Source organism: Stratiformator vulcanicus (assembly GCF_007744515.1).
In the GTDB taxonomy this organism is placed as follows: domain Bacteria; phylum Planctomycetota; class Planctomycetia; order Planctomycetales; family Planctomycetaceae; genus Stratiformator; species Stratiformator vulcanicus.
This window is the reverse complement of sequence record NZ_CP036268.1, coordinates 4912795-4936342: the sequence shown is the minus strand read 5'-3', so window position 1 is coordinate 4936342 and position 23548 is coordinate 4912795. Positions and strand designations below refer to the sequence as shown.

The 23548-nt window shown below is 58.1% G+C and carries 26 protein-coding genes; 19 read left to right on the top strand and 7 right to left on the bottom strand.

What is annotated here, in order from left to right; all coding sequences use genetic code 11:
• The first annotated feature begins 323 nt into the window (after nucleotides 1-323).
• From Pan189_RS19755 to Pan189_RS19675, 17 genes are all read left to right on the top strand, one after another.
• Entirely contained in the window at nucleotides 324-983 is a 660-nt protein-coding gene (locus Pan189_RS19755; protein ID WP_145365805.1) for a hypothetical protein, read from the top strand.
• Nucleotides 970-1470, top strand: coding sequence for a hypothetical protein (locus tag Pan189_RS19750; protein ID WP_145365804.1), 501 nt, complete (start codon nucleotides 970-972; stop codon nucleotides 1468-1470). Before Pan189_RS19755 ends, Pan189_RS19750 begins: the two co-directional genes overlap by 14 nt.
• Nucleotides 1467-1955, top strand: coding sequence for a hypothetical protein (locus Pan189_RS19745; protein WP_145365803.1), 489 nt, complete (start codon nucleotides 1467-1469; stop codon nucleotides 1953-1955). The genes Pan189_RS19750 and Pan189_RS19745 overlap by 4 nt, the downstream gene beginning before the upstream one ends.
• Entirely contained in the window at nucleotides 1946-2512 is a 567-nt protein-coding gene (locus Pan189_RS19740) for a hypothetical protein (RefSeq protein ID WP_145365802.1), read from the top strand. The genes Pan189_RS19745 and Pan189_RS19740 overlap by 10 nt, the downstream gene beginning before the upstream one ends.
• Nucleotides 2513-2586: 74 nt before the next feature.
• On the top strand, nucleotides 2587-3135 hold the full coding sequence (locus Pan189_RS19735) for a hypothetical protein (protein ID WP_145365801.1): 549 nt from the start codon (nucleotides 2587-2589) through the stop codon (nucleotides 3133-3135).
• The gene (locus Pan189_RS19730) at nucleotides 3129-3698 is read left to right on the top strand and encodes a hypothetical protein (protein ID WP_145365800.1); all 570 of its coding nucleotides are present in this window, start codon (nucleotides 3129-3131) and stop codon (nucleotides 3696-3698) included. Before Pan189_RS19735 ends, Pan189_RS19730 begins: the two co-directional genes overlap by 7 nt.
• Nucleotides 3686-4417, top strand: coding sequence for a hypothetical protein (locus tag Pan189_RS19725; RefSeq protein ID WP_145365799.1), 732 nt, complete (start codon nucleotides 3686-3688; stop codon nucleotides 4415-4417). The genes Pan189_RS19730 and Pan189_RS19725 overlap by 13 nt, the downstream gene beginning before the upstream one ends.
• Before the next feature lie 8 nt (nucleotides 4418-4425).
• Nucleotides 4426-4944 (top strand): hypothetical protein, encoded by a 519-nt coding sequence (locus Pan189_RS19720; RefSeq protein ID WP_310820811.1) that lies wholly within the window; start codon nucleotides 4426-4428, stop codon nucleotides 4942-4944.
• Nucleotides 4941-5516, top strand: coding sequence for a hypothetical protein (locus Pan189_RS19715; protein WP_145365797.1), 576 nt, complete (start codon nucleotides 4941-4943; stop codon nucleotides 5514-5516). The genes Pan189_RS19720 and Pan189_RS19715 overlap by 4 nt, the downstream gene beginning before the upstream one ends.
• Nucleotides 5513-6061, top strand: a complete 549-nt coding sequence (locus Pan189_RS19710) for a hypothetical protein (RefSeq protein WP_145365796.1) — start codon at nucleotides 5513-5515, stop codon at nucleotides 6059-6061. Before Pan189_RS19715 ends, Pan189_RS19710 begins: the two co-directional genes overlap by 4 nt.
• Nucleotides 6036-6638, top strand: a complete 603-nt coding sequence (locus Pan189_RS19705) for a hypothetical protein (RefSeq protein WP_145365795.1) — start codon at nucleotides 6036-6038, stop codon at nucleotides 6636-6638. The genes Pan189_RS19710 and Pan189_RS19705 overlap by 26 nt, the downstream gene beginning before the upstream one ends.
• A gap of 535 nt (nucleotides 6639-7173) precedes the next feature.
• Nucleotides 7174-7713 carry a hypothetical protein gene (locus Pan189_RS19700; protein WP_145365794.1) on the top strand — a complete coding sequence of 180 codons (540 nt, stop codon included), beginning with the start codon at nucleotides 7174-7176 and terminating at the stop codon, nucleotides 7711-7713.
• Nucleotides 7710-8366, top strand: a complete 657-nt coding sequence (locus Pan189_RS19695; protein ID WP_145365793.1) for a hypothetical protein — start codon at nucleotides 7710-7712, stop codon at nucleotides 8364-8366. Before Pan189_RS19700 ends, Pan189_RS19695 begins: the two co-directional genes overlap by 4 nt.
• Nucleotides 8367-8398: 32 nt before the next feature.
• Nucleotides 8399-8929, top strand: coding sequence for a hypothetical protein (locus Pan189_RS19690; RefSeq protein WP_145365792.1), 531 nt, complete (start codon nucleotides 8399-8401; stop codon nucleotides 8927-8929).
• Nucleotides 8926-9453, top strand: coding sequence for a hypothetical protein (locus Pan189_RS19685; protein ID WP_145365791.1), 528 nt, complete (start codon nucleotides 8926-8928; stop codon nucleotides 9451-9453). Before Pan189_RS19690 ends, Pan189_RS19685 begins: the two co-directional genes overlap by 4 nt.
• Before the next feature lie 134 nt (nucleotides 9454-9587).
• Nucleotides 9588-10820: an LL-diaminopimelate aminotransferase gene (locus Pan189_RS19680; protein ID WP_145365790.1), complete on the top strand. Its 1233-nt coding sequence runs from the start codon at nucleotides 9588-9590 to the stop codon at nucleotides 10818-10820.
• 299 nt (nucleotides 10821-11119) lie between these two features.
• Nucleotides 11120-12589 carry a sulfatase family protein gene (locus tag Pan189_RS19675; protein ID WP_145365789.1) on the top strand — a complete coding sequence of 490 codons (1470 nt, stop codon included), beginning with the start codon at nucleotides 11120-11122 and terminating at the stop codon, nucleotides 12587-12589.
• 66 nt (nucleotides 12590-12655) lie between these two features.
• Here the strand turns inward: Pan189_RS19675 and Pan189_RS19670 are convergent, their stop codons facing one another.
• The 3 genes from Pan189_RS19670 to ftsH all read right to left on the bottom strand — a co-directional run bounded on the left by Pan189_RS19670 (nucleotide 12656) and on the right by ftsH (nucleotide 16446).
• A complete protein-coding gene (locus tag Pan189_RS19670; RefSeq protein WP_145365788.1) occupies nucleotides 12656-13060 on the bottom strand; it encodes a phospholipase A2 family protein in 405 nt (134 codons plus the stop codon).
• A gap of 188 nt (nucleotides 13061-13248) precedes the next feature.
• Nucleotides 13249-14202, bottom strand: a complete 954-nt coding sequence (locus tag Pan189_RS19665; RefSeq protein WP_145365787.1) for a calcium/sodium antiporter — start codon at nucleotides 14200-14202, stop codon at nucleotides 13249-13251.
• Nucleotides 14203-14433: 231 nt separating this feature from the next.
• Nucleotides 14434-16446: an ATP-dependent zinc metalloprotease FtsH gene (gene ftsH / locus Pan189_RS19660; protein WP_145365786.1), complete on the bottom strand. Its 2013-nt coding sequence runs from the start codon at nucleotides 16444-16446 to the stop codon at nucleotides 14434-14436.
• A 454-nt stretch (nucleotides 16447-16900) separates the two neighbouring features.
• On the opposite strand from ftsH, the gene dxr reads away from it, so the two are divergent.
• Together dxr and Pan189_RS19650 are read left to right on the top strand one after the other, a co-directional pair.
• Nucleotides 16901-18046: a 1-deoxy-D-xylulose-5-phosphate reductoisomerase gene (gene dxr / locus Pan189_RS19655; protein ID WP_145365785.1), complete on the top strand. Its 1146-nt coding sequence runs from the start codon at nucleotides 16901-16903 to the stop codon at nucleotides 18044-18046.
• Nucleotides 18034-20136, top strand: coding sequence for a site-2 protease family protein (locus Pan189_RS19650; protein WP_310820809.1), 2103 nt, complete (start codon nucleotides 18034-18036; stop codon nucleotides 20134-20136). Before dxr ends, Pan189_RS19650 begins: the two co-directional genes overlap by 13 nt.
• Before the next feature lie 62 nt (nucleotides 20137-20198).
• On the opposite strand, the gene Pan189_RS19645 is transcribed toward Pan189_RS19650, so the two are convergent.
• The 4 genes from Pan189_RS19645 to mazG form a co-directional block, all read right to left on the bottom strand.
• Nucleotides 20199-20930: a 23S rRNA (guanosine(2251)-2'-O)-methyltransferase RlmB gene (locus Pan189_RS19645; protein WP_145365783.1), complete on the bottom strand. Its 732-nt coding sequence runs from the start codon at nucleotides 20928-20930 to the stop codon at nucleotides 20199-20201.
• 206 nt (nucleotides 20931-21136) lie between these two features.
• Nucleotides 21137-22000 carry a 23S rRNA (guanosine(2251)-2'-O)-methyltransferase RlmB gene (gene rlmB / locus Pan189_RS19640; RefSeq protein ID WP_145365782.1) on the bottom strand — a complete coding sequence of 288 codons (864 nt, stop codon included), beginning with the start codon at nucleotides 21998-22000 and terminating at the stop codon, nucleotides 21137-21139.
• Nucleotides 21997-22260 carry a hypothetical protein gene (locus tag Pan189_RS19635; protein ID WP_145365781.1) on the bottom strand — a complete coding sequence of 88 codons (264 nt, stop codon included), beginning with the start codon at nucleotides 22258-22260 and terminating at the stop codon, nucleotides 21997-21999. The genes rlmB and Pan189_RS19635 overlap by 4 nt, the downstream gene beginning before the upstream one ends.
• A 263-nt stretch (nucleotides 22261-22523) precedes the next feature.
• On the bottom strand, nucleotides 22524-23450 hold the full coding sequence (gene mazG / locus Pan189_RS19625) for a nucleoside triphosphate pyrophosphohydrolase (protein ID WP_145365779.1): 927 nt from the start codon (nucleotides 23448-23450) through the stop codon (nucleotides 22524-22526).
• Nucleotides 23451-23548 lie beyond the last annotated feature (98 nt).

Here is a 23548-nt window from a genome sequence, read left to right as displayed (position 1 = left end):
CGTTGGTCGCAAGCGGCTCTTGGTGTTCCACCAAATTCGAACGACGCAGTGAACGTGGGGGTTTATTTGGCAGCCGACGACTTTTTCCGAAATTATACAGATGGAACGGGAATAATATTTCTTTACCATCCGCGTAAAGGAAAGTCGTCTCATGTCTTGTACCAAGTTTACGAACAAATTGTTCAGCCTCGGTCGAGCGTACGGGCCATCTGGATCGCCGTAGAATTCAAACTTGAGCCGAACGCAGGCTCCCGCACACTTCGAACTGATATCAGCGGTCGGTTTCCCATCAACTGCCTGCCTCGATCCACACAGGTCTTAAAATGGCCCGGCTGAAAGATCAATTGCCCACCGTAATCTTAATCGTCGTCGCCATCGCCCCCGCAGCGCGATACGGCTGGGTCGGCGACGGCTGGTTCGCCTGGACCCAGCATCAGTCTTCTACTCGATCGGGCGTCGTGCGTACGCAGCCGTCGCCAGTTGTGAATCAGCAATTCTATACCGGACCGCTGGCCTTTTTTGATCCGCCGGCACGTCAAAAGTTGTCACTCAGTAATGTTTCACGCCGTCGTTTGGGTGTGCCGCTCGTCGATTCACCCGGCACGGCCGTGGGTACGACGGTCGTGGTGGAACTCTTAATCAGGCATCACGGGGGTATAGCGCCTACAGGGGAGGCCGGTTTTCTCCTCGTCGATCTCCGCCGCGGGGCGATGCCTTGGGCCGGGCCTGACGCGATTGAACGTGTGAACGCCTTTCAAGAATCGGAGTCGTTCGCCGCGCATTCGTTGTGGAACTGCGGCTACCGCGAAGAACAATGGATCGGCTGGGACCCGATGAACTGCCCCGAATGGACCGACGTGTCTTGGAATGACGGACTTCGTTCCAATGAGTGGCCGATCTATAATTCGGCTTCGCTCCGATTTCTAACGAAACCGCAGCCGCAAATCCCGCTCGAATGGAAGACGACCGATGAGGTCCGGTAATACCATCGCCACCGTCTTTGCGGCGATCGTCATTGCTTTGCCGTCACTGCATGTGTTCCACATGCTCGACGCCTGGCCCGCTTGGGCGGTCGGCACGCCCGCCGGCAAGAATGTGTGGTACCGCCCAATAGAGGCCGTGTTGCCGGAATTCGTCACCGAGACGGTCCGGATTCCCGACTACAATCCTCCCGGGGTTTATGACTACTGCAAGCCGAACGTCGACTTGTGGTCGCAACGCCGTCTTGGTGTACCGGCCTACGCGAGTGAGCGCTTCGCCTTCGGAGCGTATTCGATCTTGATCCGGGATACGTTTGACGGATGGTGGATTCCGCCGGCAACCGTAACGGTGCTTTCGAGGAGCGACCGCTGGAACGGGAGGCGTTCGAAAATCTTTGACGTGTCGAAGGAGCAGGTCGACTTTATGCATCCCTATTTCACATTAAATTCTCGCCCACGCGAATCGCAGGATTTGAAATGGCGACAATGAGTGATCGACTGGTGACGGCGTTCGCGACGATCGCCATTGTACTGCCGGTGCTGCATGTGTTCCACATGCTCGACGCCTGGCCCGCTTGGGCGGTGTATTCGCCGGCGGTGGGACGGGTGAGTTTTTCCGTGGCGGGGAAATCGCCGGAGGACGAGCTACCTCAGTCGGCTTGGCGGTCGCTCAGGTCTTTGGGGATTCGATTTAACCCCGAGGACACGAAAGTGATCACCTTTAATCTCAACGTGTGGTGTGAGGAAGAGTTGGGCGTGCCGACTTATTCCGGCGGGCGATTTGTATTGGGCTTGATTGCTGCGCTGACCGATCGATATGGGAGCGTCGACTTTGACTTGCGGGGACGGGCCGATCGATACACCGGCAAACGCGAAGTCCTTGCGCGGCATTATCCATGGGGTCTGGATTACGCCCACTCGCTCTACCGGCTGAATTCCAGACCTCGCGAATCGCAGGTATTGACATGGAAGTAATCGGCAATCGTTTGGCCTGGGTCGTCGCGATGATTGTGATCGCGTTGCCGGTGCTCTATCAATTCGATCGGCTTGATCCGTGGCTGGCATGGCGAGTCTATGCTGTGACGAAAATTAGACCGCGAATTCAATTCTTGCATGCTGGAAAAGTAGAAGCGGAACCGGCGGCGGCTTTTCTGCAGAGGCCTTGGGTGTCGAGTTCCGTTGGATATGACTATAGCGGACCCTCGGGGTTCGAACCGCCCGCCAATCTGACGAACTATACGATTCGCGCTCACCGATGGTCGCTCGCGGAGATCGACGTGCCACTTTATCAAGCGGACCGGATTTATGTCGGAATAGCACTCGGTACGTCGCGGATCGGGCCACCCTTAAATTGGATTTCGAAGTCGGTCAGGACTAATCAAGCCGACTTCGAAGTGTGGCGTACGAATATTAAACGACGGCTAAAACATAGCCCGGACTTCAGATTGCGGATCGTATTTCGCAATTTCGAGCCCCAACAGGAATCCGTATTGAATTACTATCCGCGCGGCATGAAGATCGAACCAGAATAGGTCGTCGTAATTCAACAGGATGGACCGTTCCAACCAAGCTAAGGCGAGGCAACGCATTCGTATTCGGATTTATGATGTCGAGACGCATCGCAGATTATGCAGCGACCGGGCTGGTGATGATCATGATCGTGTTGCCGGTCCTGCATCCCTTCGGCCTGCTCGATCCCTGGTTGGCGTGGCGGCGGCCGAGTCGTTCCTACTGGCAGGCTCGAGCATCGCTTTCGGAAGAAGCCGCCCGCGATCTTCATTTGGAAGACGTCATTGAAGTCGCCGGGCGATTGACTATCAACGGCCGCAGTGGTGTGTTGTTGGAAATTCAGCCCGCGACAATGTGCGAAGCACGGCTCGGGGTCGAGTTGAAACCAGCCCGACGTATAGCCGGCGGCGCACTCATCGCGATTAATCAGGCGAACGGTGGGTGCTCCGATCCCCGCTTTCATGGAAATTCCGGCTATGCCCGACTCGTGCCGCCTATGCGCGTGCCGACGATTAGGCATATCATTCGCACGCTATTCAATTTGTCCGATCCGTATTCGAAAGGCATCATTCTGCTGGACTCGATCAAGGGCGATGAGTTCTTTTGGAACATCGAACCGAGAACATCGCAGGTAATGCAATGGTAAGTTGTGGGAACCGGGCGGCAACTATCTTAACCGGGGTCGTCGCGTTTCTGCCGGTGCTATATCAATTCGGTCTGCTCGATCCGTGGCTGGCGTGGGCGGTGTATTCGTCGTTCAAGCCGCCGGTTGCGACAGCTATGGACCTTGTACACGACGCGTTGCAGATCCCGCGTGTTAAGAAGTTTTCACCCCAATACGATTTGGCGTGGGACTACGAGTTCCGAGGGGCAATGCGTCAGTGGCTCGATGTGCCGGTTTTCTGTGAACGCCAATTGGGAGTCCATCCGCGACCGACGCGGACGGTGATGACAGGGATTGAACTCGCGATGAGCCGTCGGGGCGTGGCGGGCGACACCGTGATTGTCGCAAGAAACGAGACGCTATTGACGTCCCTGGGGCCGTGGTGGTGCAAGGAAGTCGTGTTCCGCAACCAACTTTTCGGGGGCGATTTCGAGGAGGAGTACTTCACCGGCATTGATTCGCTGGAAGCAGAGTATAATCGCCCGCTGGGTGGACTCAATTTTCGACCTCGGGATACACAGGTGATTGATTGGTGGCGTTATTAAACGGAGATCGGGCGGCGACGGCGATTCTTGCGATGATTGTCGCTCTGCCGGTGCTCTATCAATTCGGCTTGTTCGATCCGTGGCCGGCGTGGGCGGTGTATGTGCCGCAGAAGGAGCAGGGGCTGCTGCACTGTATACGACCGTCCGTGGTATATCGCCAAGGGATGCACGTATTTCCTGAGGTTCTACACGATTTAGACGAGAGAGTTTACGACGTGTGGAAGCATCCAATAATTCGGCACAAAGTTCGAAGGCTCCGCGCTCGTCGTTGGTTCGCTGGCGAACCTGCTCGCCCGTCGTGGGTGCCCGCCCGCTACATTTATGTCGGCACCGCTCCGGCATCCTCGCAACGCGGCATCGACTTCAACCTGTCCCGCTGGTCGATCAAGACGCTCGGCGTGCCGCTCTATCCGGATGTCCGCGCTCAATACGGGGCGGCCAATGTAATTGTCAATCAACTTTTTTATAACGGTGAGTACTGGAAGCTCATCGTCAGGCGGGACAGAGGCCGCTTCGCTGAGGAGAGTCAGCAAATGGAGGTTCGCATCTGGGTCACGAAGGATTTGGGCAGTTGTTATCTTATGCCAAATAAAGCGAGACGGCGGGGCCTGCTCGTCCAAGACGAATTTCCGGAACGGGCGTCCCGCTTCGTGCTCAACCCCTACCCGCGATCGACTCAACCAATTCGTCTTCGAGAACAGGTGGGGCGCCTCGAGTGATGATTTCTTTGTCTGATCGAATTGCGATGTTAATAACATGGGCAGTGATGGCCGTTCCAATGCTCTATTATTTCGGGCTGCTCGACCCGTGGCCGGCTTGGGCAACGCACGCTTCATTATCGGCCCGGCATCGGCCTTATGAACTCAAATGGCATCCGTATGCTGAAGACTACAACCTGCCAATTTCGACAAGCTATTTTCATTTACCGCAGGTCGTCGAAGATTATGAGAACAGCGGAAAGTCGACAATTTTATTCGCGGCTGCGGTCCCGCGGGAATGGTCACAAACTATGCTCGGGGTCGACAGTTATCCCGCTGAACGCGTCAACGCGGGCATACTCATTAATGTCGGGACTCGGCTCGGACCACTAGCGGATTTCACTTCCGGTGTGTCGCCGTTGCCCGTGTCACGCGTTCGGCCGCCGATGTTTATTGGAATGCATACCGGTTGGAGTCATCCGTGGGACCTGCAAGGTCCCGCGGCAGCTTACTTCCCGAATGCCCTCCCGAGGATACAGACGCCGTGATTCAGTATCAGCCGAATCGACTCATTCGGGCGGCCGATGGTACGGCAACGTATGTGGCCGCGTTCGCCGCGGCGTTGCCCGTGCTTTTTCATTTTAGCCTGCTCGATCCGTGGTTGGCATGGGCGGTGTATGTCACGCCGTCGTCGGCGCCGCTGGACGCATTCGTTGAGTTCTACGAACAACAGCCAAAGGTCGCTGCTCCGCTGAGTGGGTTGCCGACCGAATTCGATATGATTGGAGGCACCGCGGTGGGCCAAGCTTCTGTTCGGCAATATGATGAGCCAACCCGGCGACGCTTCTGGCCTGGGCCGTTGTGTGCTCAAGAACTGGGTGTGCCGCTATTGCCGTCGGACCGACTAGCCATGGGGGCGCATCTCGACTTTTGCCGGCGATCGAAGGATCATTTGGATTGCCTGTGTTTTCTCACCTACGGCGAGCAGCCATTTTATTTTGTGATCCATCGCGATGGCACGATTCTTCCTATTCACGTTCGCCAATTGAACGAATACTTCTATTTGAATGCCCTGCCGCGCGGTCCCTTCGAAGCATTCGATATGGCGGATGCACGATGAGTACAAAGTTAAAACAAACAGGCAATCAGGCAGCGACGGGGCTGGTCGCGATCGTCATCGTGTTCCCGTTACTGTATCAGTTCGGCCTGCTCGACCCGTGGCCCGCTTGGGCGGTTTATCGGGCGGAGGCGAGCAAGCAGTCGCATTTGACGATTGTCAGCGACAAGATTGCCGAGTTCCCAGTGGGATTGCGAATGTCTTTTCGCCAAGAGGAATTCAATACGACTTCTGAATTAAAGCTGGGATCAATCGATGTGAGAGCCTGGGCTCGGCATGAGTTGGGGGTCGACCTGCCGTCAGGGGGCCGCTATCGCTTTGGGGCATCGCTCGGGGCGGCACGCTGTATTCCGTTCAACGGCTATATTCCGCTGTTAATGCCGTCGTCGGAATCGTTCTTCGTCTGCCCGCCTACTGTGTTTTATCAGCCTTGGCATTGTTCGGTCCACGAACAGCTAGCCGCAAGTTTCTTTGCCGACGGCCTCCTCAATGCTTCCCCCCGTCAAAGAAAGCGTCGACCCAATGCCGATCTTGCGATGGAAAACTGACCGTGGCGACACGTTGGCGACACTGCTCGTTGTGTCAGTCGCGCTGTTGCCGGTCCTGTATCACTTTGGCCTGCTAGACCCGTGTTCTGCTTGGGCGGTGCATGCCTCGGGACGCCATCGAACTCACCCGACGATGCACGCATCGGTTGAGAATGCCGAAGACCTCGACGCGACGATTCGCTCCGCTTTCGTCACCGACTGGGTTTCAGACAAACCGCTTCGCAGGTACGGCAAAATCGACATTCGGCGTTGGTCTGTCGCGGTATTAGGGGTAGAACCTTACGCCAGTGACCGTACCGGCGTCGGTGTGCTCCTGGTTGCCGCCCGCAAGCTGAATTCGCTCGGCTACGCCCCGATCCTCGCCCCGGAAGGCAAATCGTATTGTGAGGAAGTGGGGCTGGAACTCGTCCACGGATGGAACTGCCGAATCGACGAAGGTTATGTGCCGACGCACCTGCGCAGGGGATGCTTCAACTCGCTACCCAGATTAACTGCAATTGATCAATGGAATTTGCTACAGCGAGAACAATTCTTAGAGCCGGAGACGTCTCCGCGTCGGCCCTTTTTTCAATTGTAGCCATGCTGCCCGTGCTATATCAGTTTGGGTTGCTTGATCCGTGGCCTGCTTGGGCGGTTTATGCGACGCCTCCGCGGTCAGTCTTGTATTTTCGCGCAGAGGTCGCCAGCACTGAATTTGATGAGTGGCGTGTCAGTCACGTCGAATCCTCGTTAGCGACCCAGGTGAATTCTGATGAGTCCATCATTGCCGAATTAACTTTTTTTGACGGCTTCGGATACACATCGGGCGGTTGGCATTCGCATGTTGAATATTGGAGCATCGAACCGGAGATATGGGCGAGACGACGCTTGGCGATTTCGGTCGTTCCGGCTCGTCGAGTGCTGATCGGTGCATGCATGGATGCGGCTCTTCGGATGAGGAAAATCAGTGCGGAGTCCTGTCTGATTCGATACGGCCCGCCTCATGAGTCGATCTATATTTCCGCGGTAAAAACCGATCGAGAACTGAGGTCAACCCTGTTCACCGAAGAGCTGTATTTGAATGGTATCGCTCGACGAAGATCGTCTGTATTGGCCAGCCAAAATAGGGTTCGATGAACGCCACGGAACACGCGAATTTATTAAGTGGCACTGTTCTTGCCACGGTGGTTGCGTCTCTCGCCGTGACGGCACCAGTTCTGTATCAGTTCGGGATGCTCGACCCTCGGCCGGCGTGGGTTGATTCAGACTGCTACTATGTAGAAGTTCAAATTCGGCTCAGCGATGGAAGTGCTTGGAACATCCCAATGAAGGCTACCAGGGCGAGCGGCGTGACCCGTGTGATAAATGATATTCCGGAACCTTCGTCATTATACTTGCTGTATTGGAGAGAGGCCTTGGTTCGTGATCAATCTGGAGAGTTACTCGGCGTTCCCGCCTACCCGTCAGTTCGCCTGCTTGATGGAATCGTCGCTGAAGCAAAGTCTTCTGGACGAATTGCGGAAGGGAGCGAAATCGATTTTCGATACATCCCTACCTCGTTGCCCAATTCGTGGGTCGCCATATGCCCGATGCGGGAATTTGACGAACCGCTGCCGCCCCGCCAACGGCTCTTTAATCGCCAAACAAGAATCACACAGGTGCTGCGACGATGAAGCTGGGTGATCGTGCCGCAGCGTGTCTTGCCGCAGTTGTCATTGGCCTGCCCGTTCTGCATCAATGTGACCTGCTCGATCCGTGGTTGGCTTGGGAGGTGTATCGTGTGCGCGAGAGTAAGTGCGATATCAGGTTGGGCACCGGAATTCTCGAGAATATTCCGGATCGGCATCTGTGTGATTGGGAGCGTAGGGTGTTCGGAGAGCACTGGCATACGGGTTTCGCGTCCGAAGGCTTCGCCAGGCGTTGGCTGAATTTTTCAGATGTTGATCGCAGCCCATTTGTGCGTCATGCTGACAGCTATAACGAGTATCAATCGATTTCGGGTTGGGCACGAATCACTCTGGGAGTCAACAGTTATTCCAGCCAACGTGTCTCTGTTGGGGCGATGCTGGCATTGGCCCGGCATGTTCAGGGTTCTTACGCAGCCCATGCGGGACATGACGAACGCTACCGGTTGCGAGGGGCGTTGCGGATTGAGCGAGACCAGAACTTATTTCGGCCGGACCGATCAAGTGTTGACAGGTTCGAGTGGTCGACGCCAATCGATTACCAGCAGGTCGCACATCGCATCGAGCAGGGTTGGTTTAATGGACTGCCAAGGGACGTAGAACTATTTCGATACCTCGAGACCAAACTCAAACGCTTTTAACAGTCGGCGACCGGTTCACGTCGGCGCTGGCCGTGGTTGTAATCGCGTTGCCGGTGCTTTATCAAATTCACCTGCTCGATCCTTGGCCGGCTTGGGCAGTGTATCACCCTGACAATCGGCGTGCGTCAAGAATTAGATCGCATACTTCTGAATTAACTGACTTGTGGAATCGTGTCGGAGGCGGTGATAGGGGCAAATCGCCAAAAGGTTTTGCCAGGGGTGGAATTGTTTATGCCTTTGCCAATGACCTCATACTCACCGATGAGAGCGAGAGGCTATTAGGCTCGCCGGTCAATCCAAGTCGAAGAATGCTTATCGGCTGCTGTGTGGTAATTGCAATGCGCGATGGCTTTTCGCAGCAATTCATGATCGGAAAATCACCGCAATATCATGCACTGCCCGGCATATTTCCCATCGGATTTCAAGATGCTTTCCGCAACGCACGTGCGGCCGTTCATCCCCCGTCGCTGGAGTTTCGCAACGGTGCGTTTTCCATCGGAGTTAAGAAGTCCGACATCTCGAAGCGATTATTAAACGTATTGCCGCGAAGGCAAGTTCAATGAGTTCAATCGGTGATCGTTTCGCTTCCGTGGTGTCCGTTCTAATAGTCCTGCTGCCGGTACTGCACCAGTTCGGCCTGCTCGATCCGTGGTTGGCTTGGGAGATGCATGCCTCATCGCCGCGAGTCGCGATGGCGATTGTTAAGACGAATCTATCTTTTGAGACCGTGCGGGGGTTGCTGGATATTGAAACGATACGACGTGATGTTGATAGCTTTCACGTTTTCCCCGTGAGGGTGACAGATTCGGCCATCGACATCGCAGCATATCGCGCCAGCCGGGTGTCGTTTGGCATCCTTCTCGATGCCGATCAGCGAATAAGGCAGCGTGGCGATTGCTATACTCTCGTCGCGTGCCAGTCGCCTCATAGCTTTCTGGTACTCGGAAAAGGTGGGAAAATCGAGCAATACGAACTCGATCAATTGCAGCGAGCCTTCCGCCTCAACGTTCTGCCACGACGTTTCGATTTGAACGGTCGCTATCGAGTGGTCGACGAAGCAACGATTCGCTTGATTGACGACGAGTAAGGCTCACTGCGAAACGTCGCCTCGGTTTGAATTTCCCGACGTATTGCCCGACAATTGCGGGCGCATAAGTAGTCGCTCGCTTGCGCTTCGGGCTTGTGTGCTAATTCTCTTCCTTCAACCCTGAACTCTCTCAAATGCCGCGGATTAACGACAATTTTCTGAAACTCAAGGCCGGGTATCTCTTTCCCGAGATCGGTCGCCGGGTGAAGGCCTTTACCGATGCTCATCCTGATGCCGCTGTCATCAAGCTCGGCATTGGTGATGTGACCGAGCCGTTGCCTGAAGCGATTCGCAATGCGATGCACACGGCGATTGACGACATGGGTCGGCACGACTCATTCCACGGCTACGGGCCGGAGCAGGGGTATGCATTTCTGCGCGACAAGATCGCCGAGCATGATTTCGGCCGCAGGGGCTGCGATATCAGTGCCGATGAAATCTTCGTCTCTGACGGTTCCAAATGCGACACGGGCAACGTCCTCGACATCCTCGGTCCTGATAACCGGATCGCGATCACCGACCCGGTCTATCCCGTCTATGTCGACACGAACGTGATGGCGGGCAACACCGGCGAAATGCAGGAGCAGGGGGGCTATGAGGGGCTTGTCTATCTGCCGGTGACGGCTGAAAACGATTTCAATCCACCGCTGCCGGAGGGAAAGGTCGATTTAATTTACCTCTGCTTCCCGAATAATCCGACGGGGGCGACGATCACCAAAGAGGGTCTGAAGCAGTGGGTCGACTACGCGAATGCGAACGACTCGATCATCCTCTATGACGCGGCCTATCAGGCTTTTATCACCGACGAGTCGTTGCCCCGATCGATTTTTGAAATCGATGGCGCCCGGACTTGCGCGATCGAGTTCCGTAGCTTCAGCAAGAACGCGGGTTTTACCGGCACGCGGTGCGCCTTCACCGTAGTGCCGAAGGAATTGACGGGGACGACGGCAGCCGGTGAGCAGCACGCGATTCACCCGCTGTGGAACCGAAGGCAGAGCACGAAGTTCAACGGCGTCTCGTATATCGTGCAGCGTGGCGCCGAGGCGGTTTATAGTGAGGCCGGGCAATCACAGGTGCGGGAATTAATCTCATTCTACATGGAGAACGCCCGGCTGCTCCGCGAAGGTCTCGGCTCGATCGGCATCGACTGCTACGGCGGCGTGAACGCTCCGTACGTCTGGCTCAAGACGCCGGGCAAAACGACCAGTTGGGACTTCTTCGACAGCTTATTAAACGAAGCTCATCTCGTCGGCACCCCCGGCAGCGGCTTTGGCGCCGCGGGTGAAGGTTACTTCCGCCTGAGCGCGTTCAACAGCCGGGAGAATGTTGAGGAAGCCGTTGGGCGGATTCGAAAGAACTTGGGATAATGCTCTCTTGATCGGGTGGCCCGGACGCTACACGTCCGGGTCGCAAAGCGACAAGAGGTCTCAGTGAGGTCTTACGAACTACCAAGCCAGTGCCAAATTTTGAGATCGCTCCCCGAGGCCTCCTGCGGCTTCGCCGCCCGGTTCTACAGGAACCGGGCCACCCGAGAAGCTAATATGTTGATTGTAAATTGACTCTACACAAGCCGCGCACGAAGTAAGCGGATCGAATAAGGAACGACGCTCGCCCGTTGATCCGCTTACTTCGTGCGCGGCTTGTATATCACTTGTGAGGATTTGATATGCTGCGACTCGCATTGCTGATTTGCTGTTTGCTCCCGTCGCTCGCTCATGCGGCGGAGCGGCCCAACGTGCTATTTATTCTCACCGATGATCAGCGGTGGGATCAGCTTTCGTGTGCGGGGCATCCGTTCTTAAAAACGCCGCACATCGATCGGCTCGCTGAGGAAGGCGCGTATTGCAAGAACGCCTTCATCACAACGTCGCTTTGCTCGCCGAGCCGGGCATCGTTTTTGTCGGGGCTGTACGCGAATACGCACGGCGTTGTGAATAATTTCACCGACTATCCGCGTGATCTGGCAAGTTTCCCCCGGCGGTTGCAAGAGTCGGGCTACGAGACCGCCTACATCGGCAAGTGGCATATGGGGGAAGGCGATGACAGCCCGCGGCCGGGGTTCGATCACTGGGTTAGCCATAAAGGGCAGGGGGACTATTTCGACACGGAGTGGAACGTCAACGGCGAGCGGGAGATCATCGAAGGTTATTACACGGGCGTCGTGACCGACCTTGCCGTCGATTGGCTGAAGGGTGCGTCTGAGGCCGATAAGCCGTTCTGCCTCTGTCTGGGCCATAAGGCGCCGCACACACCTTTCACGCCGGAGCCGAAGTACAAGGATCTGTATCGCGAGATTGAAATTAATTATCCGCACTCGGCATTCGACCTGAAGGGCAAGCCGAAGTGGATCGAGCAGAGGCTCGACACTTGGCATGGAATTTACGGGCCGCTGTACGGGTTCCGTGAAAAGTTCCCTGATCGCTCGGCCCCGGCGGTAATGGACTTCGACAACTTCGTGACGTCGTACACGGCGAGCATGAAGTCGGTCGACGACGGCGTCGGCCGGGTGTACGCAGCGTTAAAGAAGGCCGGGGTGCTGGACGACACGCTGATTGTCTTTGCGGGGGATAACGGAATGTTCCTCGGTGAGCACGGCATGAGTGACAAGCGGGCGATGCACGAGCCGAGCATCCGCGTCCCACTGATTATGCGGTACCCGAAGCTGATCTCGCCGGGGTCGAGAATTAAGAAGCAGGTACTCAATATTGACGTCGCGCCGACGATCGTCGAGGTCGCGGGAGCCGAGCCTTTGGAAGACATTCACGGCCGCTCGATGGTACCGCTGTTGAAGGGAGACGATTCAAGCTGGCGCGATGGTTGGTATTACGAATACAACTATGAGAAGCAGTTCCCGTATACGCCGAACGTCCGCGGCATTCGAACTGATGAATGGAAATATGTCCGCTACCCGCACGGCGATGGAGGGCCCGATCGGCATATGTCTGAGCTTTATCATCTCAAATCCGACCCCGACGAGATGACCAATCTCGCCGAGGATTCGCGGTACGCCGGCAAGCTGAAAGAGCTTCGGGGGCGGCTCAACGATTTAATTGCAGAGACGGGCGGGAAGTCCTGGAAGACGCTGCCGATCGATCAGGGGATTAAAACGGAGTTGCCGGACGAGAGTATTCGGTGAGCGCGCGACAAAGCCCACGAGTTGCAACTCGTGGGCTTTTTCGACTTGTCAAAATGCATTCTTGTCTTAAAAGCCGACGAGGCCTTGGGCCTGGCGGAACGGGGTCGCGCCGCCGACTTTGACCGAGAAGTAATACATGCGGGCGTAGGTGCGTGCGATGGGCGGGAAGTAGGAGCGATCAGAGGCCCGCATCAGGTCGCGATAAAAGACGCGGTCGCAGTATTGACGATTGATCCCGGGAATCCGATAGCAGCGATCGTGGCGGGCGCAGGCGTAGCGAAAGTTCGCCCCGGCGACTTGTTGCGGGATGAGGAAATTAATCGGTCCGCCGGGGCCGCAGGGGCGACCGTTGGCGCCGCAGTTCGATCGGCTTCGTCCGAACAGACCTGCATCAGCCGGCGCGGCTTGCAATAAAATGTAGAGGATCGCGCCGCCGACGATGGCGGCAAATTTTAGGGGCGCAGGCAGCATGAGTGCGGTCTCCGGCAGATACGGGTGAGTTATTATCTCTCACCTGTACTTACATCACATGACCTGCCGGGCAAGCAGCGAAACCGCTCCGGGTCGAAACGGGGACGTGGTTTGTGTCGGTTTATCCGGGTGTGAGGGGTCCGTGTCCCAATCGAAACGCATCCGCGGCGAATACGCGGGCGCAACCATCACGCGAAGCGGAACAGCCACACCATATAACCGATATAAGCGATCAGAAAAATCGCTCCTTCGATGCGTGTGATCCGTCCGAAGAACCACAGGAATGGCCACATGGCAAAACTCGTCGCGAGCATCACAGAGACGTCGACGGTGGTGATTCCGCCCATCGAAACGGGGCTGACCGCGCCGGTCACGCCGAGCACCCCGAGGACGTTGAAGATGTTCGAGCCGATCACATTACCGACGGCAAGGTCCCCTTTGCCGCGCAGTGCCGCAACGGCCGAGGCGGCCAGTTCCGGCAAACTGGTTCCCAACGCGACGACCGTCAACGCGACGACCGCTTCCGGCATTTCGAAATAGCGGGCCAGGTCGACGGCCCCGCCGACGAAGAAGCGTCCGCCGAAGATCAGTCCGGCCAGCCCAAGGCCGATCAGCAGCAAATCGAGCAGTACCCGACCCGGGACCAGTTTGCCGGCTGGTTCGGTTAACTCTTCGACAGTCTGCGGCGGTTCGTCGCCCGCCGTTCTGAAGTTGACCCAGATGTAGGCAATCAATCCCGCGACGAGCATCAGTCCTTCGAGCCGCCCGATGGTGCGGTCGAACAGGAAGGCGACCACGACCAGTTCGGCGATCAGCATCAGCGGGACGTCAAATTTAATCAGTCGGCTTTGCGAGCGGATCGGCGAGATCAGGCACGTCACGCCGAGGATCAACGCGACGTTGGCGATATTGGAGCCGACGACGTTGCCGAGGGCGACATCGTTAAAGCCTTTCATGGTCGCATTCAAACAGACGACCAGTTCCGGCGAACTTGTACCGCAGGCGACGACGGTCAGTCCGACGGCGAGTGGCGTCATCCCCAAACGCAGGGCGAGACTCGACGCGCCTTTAACGAGAAATTCGCCCCCTGCATAAAGCAGGACGCCGCCGGCGATCAATGAGACAACAGCGGTCAGGATCACGGGAAGGACGACTCAGGCGGGAGGCGAATTGGAATCGTCAAATTAGAAGGCGACCGCTCAAACATCAACTCCGGGGGTCAGATGCCGAGGCCACAGCGGGCTTCGGATTACGACGATGAAAATAACATCTCCTTGTCCCAAAGATGCCCGAGCGGATACAGAACGGGTCTTAGCCGGGCCTTCGATCAGCCAGGCTTCGATTGAACGGGGCTTGAGTGCATTGCGCGTTGCCTACCCGATCTCGATCCCCCCGCGACCGTCCGCGGGACCGACGTCGGGGTTTTCGCCGGCGGCTTTGGAGCGATCGACCGGATCGGTCTTCGCTTTCGCCGACGTGCCCGGTTTGAGTTGCGGGCCGGAGCCGCCCTTGTACTCGTTAAGGATCCGCTGAAGGTGATCGGAATCCATCACCTCGATTTCAAGCAACTCCTTGGCGAGCCGGTCGAGCACTTCCCGCCGGGTCGTCAGAACTTCGAGTGCCGTCGCATTGGCTTCGTCGATGATACGCTTCACTTCCATATCGATCTCGCGCACGGTCTCTTCGGCGTGAATCGACTCGCCGGAGGCCTGCGGACCGAGGAACGACGTGCGGGTCTCGCTGTAGTGGACGCGGCCGAGTTTATCGCTCATCCCGAATTCGGTCACCATCCGGCGAGCAATATCGCTGGCCCGTTGGAGGTCGTTCTGCGCCCCGGTCGACGTTTCTTCAAACACGATCTCCTCAGCCGCAATACCGCCGAGGAAGCAGCAGATGCGTGCGATCAGTTCGGTCCGGGTTGTGAGTAGCCGTTCGTCTTCGGGAAAGTGCAGCGTGTAGCCGAGCCCCATGCCGCGGGGGATGATGCTGATTTTGTGGACCGGATCGGTGTGCGGCAGGCTGCAGGCGACGAGGGCGTGCCCGCATTCGTGATAGCTGATTCGAATTTTCTCTTCTTCATGAATCACGCGGCCCTGTTTTTCGAGTCCGGCAATGACCCGCTCGACGGCTTCCTCGAACTCGACACTGGTGACTTCCGTCTTGTCGGCTCGTGCTGCCAGCAGCGCGGCTTCGTTGACGAGGTTGGCGAGGTCTGCGCCGACGAAGCCGGGGGTGATCAGCGCGATTCGGTCGAGATCGACGTCGTCGGCGAGCTTCACTTTCTTGGCATGGACTTTGAGGATATGAAGCCGGCCGCGCTTGTCGGGCCGATCGACCGTCACGTTGCGATCGAATCGTCCGGGGCGAAGCAGGGCAGGGTCGAGCGTTTCGGGGCGGTTGGTCGCACCCATCACAATGACGCTTTGGTCGCTGTCAAAGCCGTCCATTTCGACGAGCAGCGCGTTCAAAGTCTGTTCGCGCTCATCGTGGCCGCCCGGCATCCCACTGCCGCGGGTCTTGCCGAGGGCGTCGAGTTCGTCGATGAAAATAATCGCCGGCGACTTCGCGACGGCCTGCTGAAACATGTCGCGGACACGGGCCGCACCGACGCCGACGAACATTTCAACGAAATCGGAACCCGAGAGGCTGAAGAACGGTACGCCGGCTTCACCCGCAACGGCCTTGGCGAGCAGCGTTTTGCCCGTTCCCGGAGGTCCGACGAGCAGCACACCGCGCGGGATGCGACCGCCGAGGGCCTGATACTTCTGCGGGGTGCGGAGGAACTCGACGATCTCTTTCAGCTCATTGACCGCTTCGTCGATGCCGGCGACATCAGAGAAGGTGATCCCCACGTCTTCCTGGGCCGCGAGCTTGCCTCGGCTGCGGCCGAAGCTCATGGCAGTGCCGGCTCCGCCGAAACGGCGAAGCATGATCAGGATCACGACGAGAAACAGCGCGAACGGCAGCAGCGTGTAGATGAGCATCTGCCACTGCGACTGGTCGGACGCATCGTTGTAGCCGACCTTGTTTTCATCGAGCAATTTCCGCAGGTCGACGCGACCGGAGTCGCCGAAACTGGTGATGTTGACTCGGTAGTTCTTCTCGACCGGCTTGCCGTCTTCAGTTTCATCTGACTTGTAGGTGAAAGAGACGGTACTCTGCCCGATCGTGAGATCGGAGACAGTCTCCTGCGAGAATTTGCCGCTTTCGATCCCGTTAAGGAACTCGCTCGTATTGAGCGATTCGCTGCCTACGTCACCGAACTGCGACAGCAGCACGACGCAGAGCAACAGCCCGACGAGGACGTACAGGATCAGGTTGGAATTTGAAGGGCGTTCTGGCCGCCGCTTCTGTTTGTCCGGCTGCGGTGTGGGGGAGTCAGACATGAGCTGCTTTTAGGAATTTGATCGACCAGTCTGCCAACATCTTGGCAGCCGGCGAGAAGACGGTGTTCAATGAATCGGCTTCGCCCCGCGCAAAATCATGTGGCTATTCTCGTAGCCGAGGCGAAGCAGGGAACTCTAAGCCCCTTTTCCGAGAGGGTCAACAAGTTCAAGCCTGTTCGCTTGCCGAACAAGCCGCGCAAGAAGCAAGCGAATCATCCGAAACAAGCCGCGCACGAAGTAAGCGGATAGTAGACCGGGCGTTATACTCGATTGGTCCGCGTACGTCGTGCGAGGCACGTGTCTGGGGGATGGCCCACCTTGCGGCCCACGTAGGTAGCGCCTAATATCCTTGCAGTACGGCTGTTAGGGCCGTTTTGCCCGGGCGGGGCGTCGCGGTCGGTCGTCGCGGCGATGTCATTCCCGGTACTCCCGCACGCGGCGACTCCTGCCGATCATGCCACGGATCGCACTCTTCGGATCGACCGGATCGATCGGTACCAACTGCCTCGATGTCGTTCGCCATCACCGCGAGCGCTTCGATGTCGTCGCGCTCAGTGCTCACAGCCGGTCGACGGAGCTGGCCGAACAATGCCGCGAGTTCGGGCCGAAATGGGCCGTGCTTTGCGATGAAAACCAACGAGCGGACCTCGCTCGCGATGCGTTCGATCCGACCGAGCTCCGCTTCGGAGCCGATGTGCTGGAAGAGATTGCGGCGAGTCCGGAGGTCGATACGGTCGTCTCAGCAATCGTCGGGGCGGCCGGTTTGCGAAGCACGTGGGCAGCGATCGAAGCGGGAAAACGCGTTGCGCTGGCCAATAAAGAGACAATGGTCGTCGCCGGGCCGCTCGTGACGGAACTGGCCCGGACGAGCGGTGCGGAGATCATCCCCGTCGACAGCGAACACAGCGCGATTTTTCAGGCAATGCAAAGTGGCGCCCCCACCGAGGTCCGCCGGGTCGTATTGACGGCTAGCGGCGGCCCCTTCCGCGGACGCTCGCGGGCGGAGCTTGAAGCCGTGACGCCGGAGCAGGCGCTCGACCACCCGACGTGGGACATGGGACCGAAAATCACGATCGATTCGGCGACGATGACAAACAAGGCGCTCGAATTGATCGAGGCGAAATGGCTGTTCGATTTGCGCGACGATCAGATTGAGATTATCGTGCATCCGCAGTCGATCGTGCACTCGTTCGTCGAGTTCGTCGACGGATCAGTGCTGGCACAGCTCTCTCCACCGGACATGCGGCTGCCGATTCAGTATGCTCTGACGTTTCCGGACCGTTGCGAGGCGACGGCTCGGCAGATGGATTGGCGGACGGCGTTCTCGCTGGAGTTCGAACCGCCCGACGAAGAAGCATTTCCCGCTCTGGCGATCGGCCGCGAGGTCGCCGCGCAGGGCGGGACAAGCGGCGCGGTCTTCAATGCCGCCAATGAGGCCGCCGTGGAGCGGTTTTTAGCTGGCGAACTGAAATTTACTGATATCTCTCGCGCGTGCCGGGCAGTGCTCGACGCGCACGATTTCGATCCTGATCCGGCTCTGGCTGACCTGTTACGGGTCGATCAATGGAGTCGCACGGAGGTGATGAAGTGGACATCCTGACGGCCCTCGACCCGCATTCGTTCTCGGCGCTATTCGGCGCCGCCGATCTGTTCGCCGGCTTGTTCGCCGAACTGACGATGGGCGGGCTTGGCTCGAAAGCGGCCTTTCTCGTTCTGGCGGCGATCGGCCTCGGACTCGTTATTTTCTTTCACGAACTCGGTCACTTTGCAGTCGCGAAGTGGTGCGACGTGCGTGTCGAACGCTTCAGCATCGGCCTCGGGCCGGTTGTGTGGAGCAAAAAATGGGGGGAGACCGAATACGCGATCTCGGCCGTTCCCTTCGGCGGTTACGTCAAGATGCTCGGGCAGGATGACGCCGATCCGAGCCAGTTATCGAGTGAAGAGATCGCCGAAGACCCCCGCTCGTATTCGGCGAAGCCGGTCTGGCAGAGGATGCTGATCATCTCCGCCGGCGTAACGATGAATGTACTGACGGCGGTGCTGTTCTTCGCCGGCGCGTTCGGGCTTGGCGTGATGCGGCAGGCTCCGGTCGTCGGCTGGGTGCAGCCCGGTTCGCCCGCGTGGACGGCTGGCCTGAGACTCGGTGATGTGATCGAGACGATCAACGACCGCGACGTCAACGCCTTTACCGACCTCAACCGAGGCGTCGCCCTGTCGCGTGACGCGGTCAACATCACAGGAACGCACTCTGACGGCGCTGAATTCGATTACACAATCGTGCCCGACCTGAGTGGGACCCGCCGATTTCTGGGGGTCGGAGCCAGTGCCGATCTCAAAGTCGCGGCCATTGATATTGAAGGAAAACCAACGGCAATGCCGGGATCGGCTGCCGCCGATGCGGAACCAAAATTTGAGTCGAAAGACCAAATCGTTCGCTTGGGCGATACCAAGGTCGACGACTTCGCGGCCTACGTGAAATATCTCGCTGCGAATCGTGATCAGTCCGTTGAATATCACGTGCAGCGCAAAAGTAAGTCGGGTGAGGACGATTCGACGACGACCGTGACGATTAACGTTCCGGCGCGACCGGCCCGGCTGCTGGGACTAATGGCCGATGTGAATAACCTGACGGGAGTAATCGACGATTCTCCCGCGCAGAAAGCGGGCCTTAAACCGGGTGATCGTCTTGTTCGTATCGACGGCGAAGATGTCGGCCAGGGAATCGACCCGCTGATTCTGCCTCATTACTTCGCCGATCGGGCCGGTGAGGAAGTCGAAGTCACCTTCACTCGTCAAGTCCCCGGCGGCGAACGCGAAGAGCGAACCGTGATGATCGTGCCGAACGATCGCCCCGGCTGGGTGGAATCGGGACTGCCGAAGCGGGGCGTACCGCTCGACGTGCCCGCGATCGGGATCGCCTATCACATCAGCGAGCGCGTCATTGGCGTGGTGGAAGGCAGCCCCGCGGACGAAGCCGGCATCCAAAACAATGATCATTTGGAATCGATCAGCTTCACCCGCCCGCCCGGTGCCCCGGAAGACGGACTTGAGAGTGAAGTCGAAACGGTCAAATTTCTCGACTCTGATAACGGCCGCGATGTCGAAAACTATGTGTACGCGTTTGACACCATGCAGAAATTTCCGAATCGCAAGGTAAAGTTAACCGTCCGACGCGAGAACAAATTAATTGATTTCGAAATTGAACCGTCGACGACGCTCGAGAACGGCTGGCACCTGCCGATGAGGGGGCTCGCGCTCTATCCGCTCGTGCAGGAATTGCAGGCTGAGGATGCCGGGGAAGCAATGGCGTTCGGCGTCTCCTCGACGCGGAATTCGATCGTCGACATTTATCTGACGTTAAGAAATTTATTTACCGGAGACCTGTCGGTCCGTGAGTTGCGAGGCCCGCTCGGAATCGCCGGGATCGCCGTCGAAGTGGCCCAGCAGGGCCTTGCGGAATTGCTAATGTTTCTCGGGTTTTTGAGCGTGAACCTGGCCGTGCTGAACTTCCTCCCGATTCCGGTCCTCGACGGCGGGCACATGGTCTTCCTCATCTGGGAAGGCGTGACGCGAAAGAAGCCGAACGAACGCGTTATGACGACGGCGATCTATATCGGCATCCTATTTATCCTCACGCTGATGGTCACGGTGATCTATCTCGACATCGCCCGCATGGTCACGGGGGGTTAGGAGTTTCATCGCAAAGCCCACGCGTCGCACCGCGTGGGCTTTAATGCGATTGGCCTCGTGATTCAGCGGGACAGCGCCGAAATTAATGCACTCGCGGCCGCCGAGACGTTGAGTGACGTGACCGGGCCGCGTGGAGTCAGGCGGCACATCATGTCGCAATGTTCGGCGGTGAGTCGGCGAAGGCCTTTTTCCTCGTTGCCCAAAATCAGCAACCAATCGCGGTCGCGAGGAACTTCGAACACGTCCTGCTCGGCATGTTCGCTGGAGCCGAGCACCCAGATGTCGTTCTCCTTCGCCAGTTGCAAAGCCCGCGCGAGGTTCGTCGGCTGCGCAAACGGCATTGCTTCCATTCCGCCGCACGCCGTGTCGTAAACGACGGGCGAAAGCGGTGCCGACTGGTCCTTCGTAACGATCACGCCCCGTACGCCGAAGAACGCGGCGGTGCGAAAGATGGCTCCGACGTTGTGCGGGTCTTGCACGCGGTCGATCCCGATCCAGAGACCGTAGCCCTCGTCCGGTCGATGGCCCAAGACTTCATCGAGCGAGGCTGGTGTTCGCTCTTTGAGCTGCGCCTCGGCAATTCCGACCCGCGAGTCTTTCGGTCCGCCACGAGGCTTCAGCCCGCCGCCCCGGCCTTCGCTGCGCACGTGAATCGCGTGCTGCTCCGCGAGTGCGACTACGTCGCCCCAAGCGCCGGACGCCTTTCCCGAGCGCAACACAATCGCGGAAACATCCCGCGGACGAGTTTCGAGAGCCGCAAGGACGCTGTGAGGATTTCGAAGTGTGAGAGACATTCCCGCATACTAGCCCGAGGCACGAGCCGAGGCGAAGTGAGCGCCTGCCACTCGGGTGCCGGGGGTGTGTCACCCCCGCATCGGGATGCTCGTTCGACGATTGCATCGCTGATTGGCACGTCAGTTTCTCAGAGTGGATGTGTTGCCAACAGCAATTGACTTTGACCCTGCCGGGGACGACACGCCCCCGCACTCAAGCCTGTTTATCAGGGGTTCGATTCCATCCGCTGCCGACTGGCCTCGTACAGCAGAATTCCTGCCGCCACCGCGGCGTTGAGCGAGCCGACGCGTCCGGACATCGGAATCGCGACCGAGAGGTCACACTCGGCAAGCACTGCCGGTGTAATCCCGACGCCTTCGTTCCCGATCACGATCGCGGTCGGGCCGGTGACAAATTGCTCGGGTCGCGCCTCGGCTTTCTCGCTCGCCGCAACGATGCGAAAGCCCTCCGACTTCAACTGGCTGATTGTCTCCGTCAGGTCGTCACACCGGGCGATGGGGAGGTGATTAACCGCGCCGGAACTGCTCCGCGCGACCTGGCTGGTGACTCCGACCTGTCCCGATGTCGGAATGACGATCGCATCGATCCCGAAGCACTCGGCTGTGCGGATGATCGCGCCGAAATTGTGCGCGTCCTGCAGGTGGTCGAGCAGGACAATCAGCGGCGACGCAGATTGCGAATTTAAGTTCGAGAGCTGAGAGACTAGTTCTTCGATTGCCGCGTAAGGGAAGGGGGGCATCTTCGCGATGATGCCTTGGTGATCGGTCGCCCGGCAGAGTTTCTCGAGACCCTTCGTCGTGTCGTCCATGAGTGGGATATCACGCGATTTGCAGAGCGTGACGATCTCATCACGTTCTATAAAGCCGCGCCCGGCAGGAAGCGGATCACGCCGGGTGCCGCGATCGTGAAGCCGAGTCCCGATCCCCTCCTTACCAGTCGGGGCTAAATCGTTCTCGCTCGCAACGCGAACCTCATAAGGCTTCCACCGCCCGCCCCGCAGCGTTTCGAGCACGCAATTGCGACCCCAAATCCAACAGCGGTTGTGATTACCGAGGAGCGGGCGGGTCATGTGGCGGCAGTGAGTTGGCGCATCGAGTCGCCTTCGACTCGAACTTCTTCAATTTCGACGTTTGGAGCAAAGCGGCGGAGATCCGCAACGGCTGTTCGTACCGCCTCGTCCAAGGTCGACGCCTCTCGATCGAAGCTGATCAGGTGCCGTCCGGAACACATGCCCGGCGAAGCATCCTCCGAGGATGCGAAGAGTTGTTCTGCAAAACTCTCCGAGCCACAGTCGACGCCGTCGATAAAAAGGTCAAATACCCATCGCATGTGTTTTCCTGGATTAAACGCGTGGACAGTGAGTCAAAGCACGCCGTATCTTACTCGCTTCATTGTACGGGTTTCGCGGTGTCGACCTCACGAAAACCATGCAATTTCCACAAGGACATCTGAGTCGACCGTAGGCATGCGAGCGTCCGCCAGTGGCTCGATCGAATCGCCAGCCTGCTTGGACACAGGCTTCAATAGCGTCGGAAATTTCTGGTTGAGGATGATGTTTCATGACGCAGCGAAGCGCTTCCTGTCGGTCGCGGCTAAACGGGATCTTCACCGCGCTCTAACCGTTTCCCGCGCTGGTAGATTTCTTCCATCTCGATGAGTGACGCCGAGTTGACGTCGCGGCCTTCGCGGCGGAGCTCGTCTTCGATGAATTTCACGCGGTTGATGAATTTTCGATTGCTCTTACGAAGCGCTTCTTCAGGGTTGATCCCCCAACGGCGGGCGATGTTGGCGACGACGAACAGCACGTCGCCGATCTCGCCTTCAACCTCTTGCCGCGTCGCGTCGTCGGGCAGTGGGGCATCGGGCGTGACCTCGGCATCAACCGAGGCGGGGACGTCGGGGATGTCGCCGTCTTCGAAGAGGTGCTCGGCCAGTTCGGCGAGTTCTTCTTTCAGCTTGTCGAACAGCATCGCGCGGTGCGGGAAATCGTAGCCGACCTTCGCGGCTCGTTTCGTGACGTGAGCCGTCCGCGCGAGTTGCGGCAGGTCGACGGGGATGCCGTCGAAGATACTCTCGCGGTGCGATTTCTCGGCCGCCTTGGCCTGCTCCCACAGGGGCGACACGTCGGACGCCTTCTCCGCCGTCGCTTCACCGAAGACGTGCGGATGGCGACGTACGAGTTTGTCGTTCAGTCGCTCGATCACCGGGACGATGTCGAAGCGGCCCTCGTCAGCCCCGATTTGCGAGTCGAGCATCACCTGCAGCAGGACGTCGCCCAGTTCCTCGACGATCTGCTCGTCATCACCCGAGTCGATCGCCTCCAAGAGTTCATAGGTCTCTTCGAGCGTATAGGGCTTGATCGATTCAAGCGTCTGCTCGCGGTCCCACGGGCAGCCGTCGGGGGCGCGGAGCCGCGCGATAATTTCGCACAGGCGGGCGAAAGCATCGGTCGCGCGGTGTCGATCGGGGGGCGTGCCGGTGGACATCGGCGGCGTAGCGGCGGTCGGGGGTTTATTCATGATGGCCGCACGATAAAGCCTGGGGGGACGACTGCAAAATAAAACCCGTGCAATCCGAAACCGTTCTTCCGAGAATGTGAGCGAGTATGTGATGTCGG

Excerpts from the sequence above, each read along its gene's own strand:
- Pan189_RS19755 (WP_145365805.1), top strand. The coding sequence starts at position 324 with ATGGCCCGGCTGAAAGATCAATTGCCCACCGTAATCTTAATCGTCGTC.
- Pan189_RS19750 (WP_145365804.1), top strand. The coding sequence starts at position 970 with ATGAGGTCCGGTAATACCATCGCCACCGTCTTTGCGGCGATCGTCATT.
- Pan189_RS19745 (WP_145365803.1), top strand. The coding sequence starts at position 1,467 with ATGAGTGATCGACTGGTGACGGCGTTCGCGACGATCGCCATTGTACTG.
- Pan189_RS19740 (WP_145365802.1), top strand. The coding sequence starts at position 1,946 with ATGGAAGTAATCGGCAATCGTTTGGCCTGGGTCGTCGCGATGATTGTG.
- Pan189_RS19735 (WP_145365801.1), top strand. The coding sequence starts at position 2,587 with ATGTCGAGACGCATCGCAGATTATGCAGCGACCGGGCTGGTGATGATC.
- Pan189_RS19730 (WP_145365800.1), top strand. The coding sequence starts at position 3,129 with ATGGTAAGTTGTGGGAACCGGGCGGCAACTATCTTAACCGGGGTCGTC.
- Pan189_RS19710 (WP_145365796.1), top strand. The coding sequence starts at position 5,513 with ATGAGTACAAAGTTAAAACAAACAGGCAATCAGGCAGCGACGGGGCTG.
- Pan189_RS19705 (WP_145365795.1), top strand. The coding sequence starts at position 6,036 with ATGCCGATCTTGCGATGGAAAACTGACCGTGGCGACACGTTGGCGACA.
- Pan189_RS19700 (WP_145365794.1), top strand. The coding sequence starts at position 7,174 with ATGAACGCCACGGAACACGCGAATTTATTAAGTGGCACTGTTCTTGCC.
- Pan189_RS19695 (WP_145365793.1), top strand. The coding sequence starts at position 7,710 with ATGAAGCTGGGTGATCGTGCCGCAGCGTGTCTTGCCGCAGTTGTCATT.
- Pan189_RS19685 (WP_145365791.1), top strand. The coding sequence starts at position 8,926 with ATGAGTTCAATCGGTGATCGTTTCGCTTCCGTGGTGTCCGTTCTAATA.
- Pan189_RS19680 (WP_145365790.1), top strand. The coding sequence starts at position 9,588 with ATGCCGCGGATTAACGACAATTTTCTGAAACTCAAGGCCGGGTATCTC.
- Pan189_RS19675 (WP_145365789.1), top strand. The coding sequence starts at position 11,120 with ATGCTGCGACTCGCATTGCTGATTTGCTGTTTGCTCCCGTCGCTCGCT.
- Pan189_RS19670 (WP_145365788.1), bottom strand. The coding sequence starts at position 13,060 with ATGCTGCCTGCGCCCCTAAAATTTGCCGCCATCGTCGGCGGCGCGATC.
- ftsH (WP_145365786.1), bottom strand. The coding sequence starts at position 16,446 with ATGTCTGACTCCCCCACACCGCAGCCGGACAAACAGAAGCGGCGGCCA.
- dxr (WP_145365785.1), top strand. The coding sequence starts at position 16,901 with ATGCCACGGATCGCACTCTTCGGATCGACCGGATCGATCGGTACCAAC.
- Pan189_RS19645 (WP_145365783.1), bottom strand. The coding sequence starts at position 20,930 with ATGTCTCTCACACTTCGAAATCCTCACAGCGTCCTTGCGGCTCTCGAA.
- rlmB (WP_145365782.1), bottom strand. The coding sequence starts at position 22,000 with ATGACCCGCCCGCTCCTCGGTAATCACAACCGCTGTTGGATTTGGGGT.
- Pan189_RS19635 (WP_145365781.1), bottom strand. The coding sequence starts at position 22,260 with ATGCGATGGGTATTTGACCTTTTTATCGACGGCGTCGACTGTGGCTCG.
- mazG (WP_145365779.1), bottom strand. The coding sequence starts at position 23,450 with ATGAATAAACCCCCGACCGCCGCTACGCCGCCGATGTCCACCGGCACG.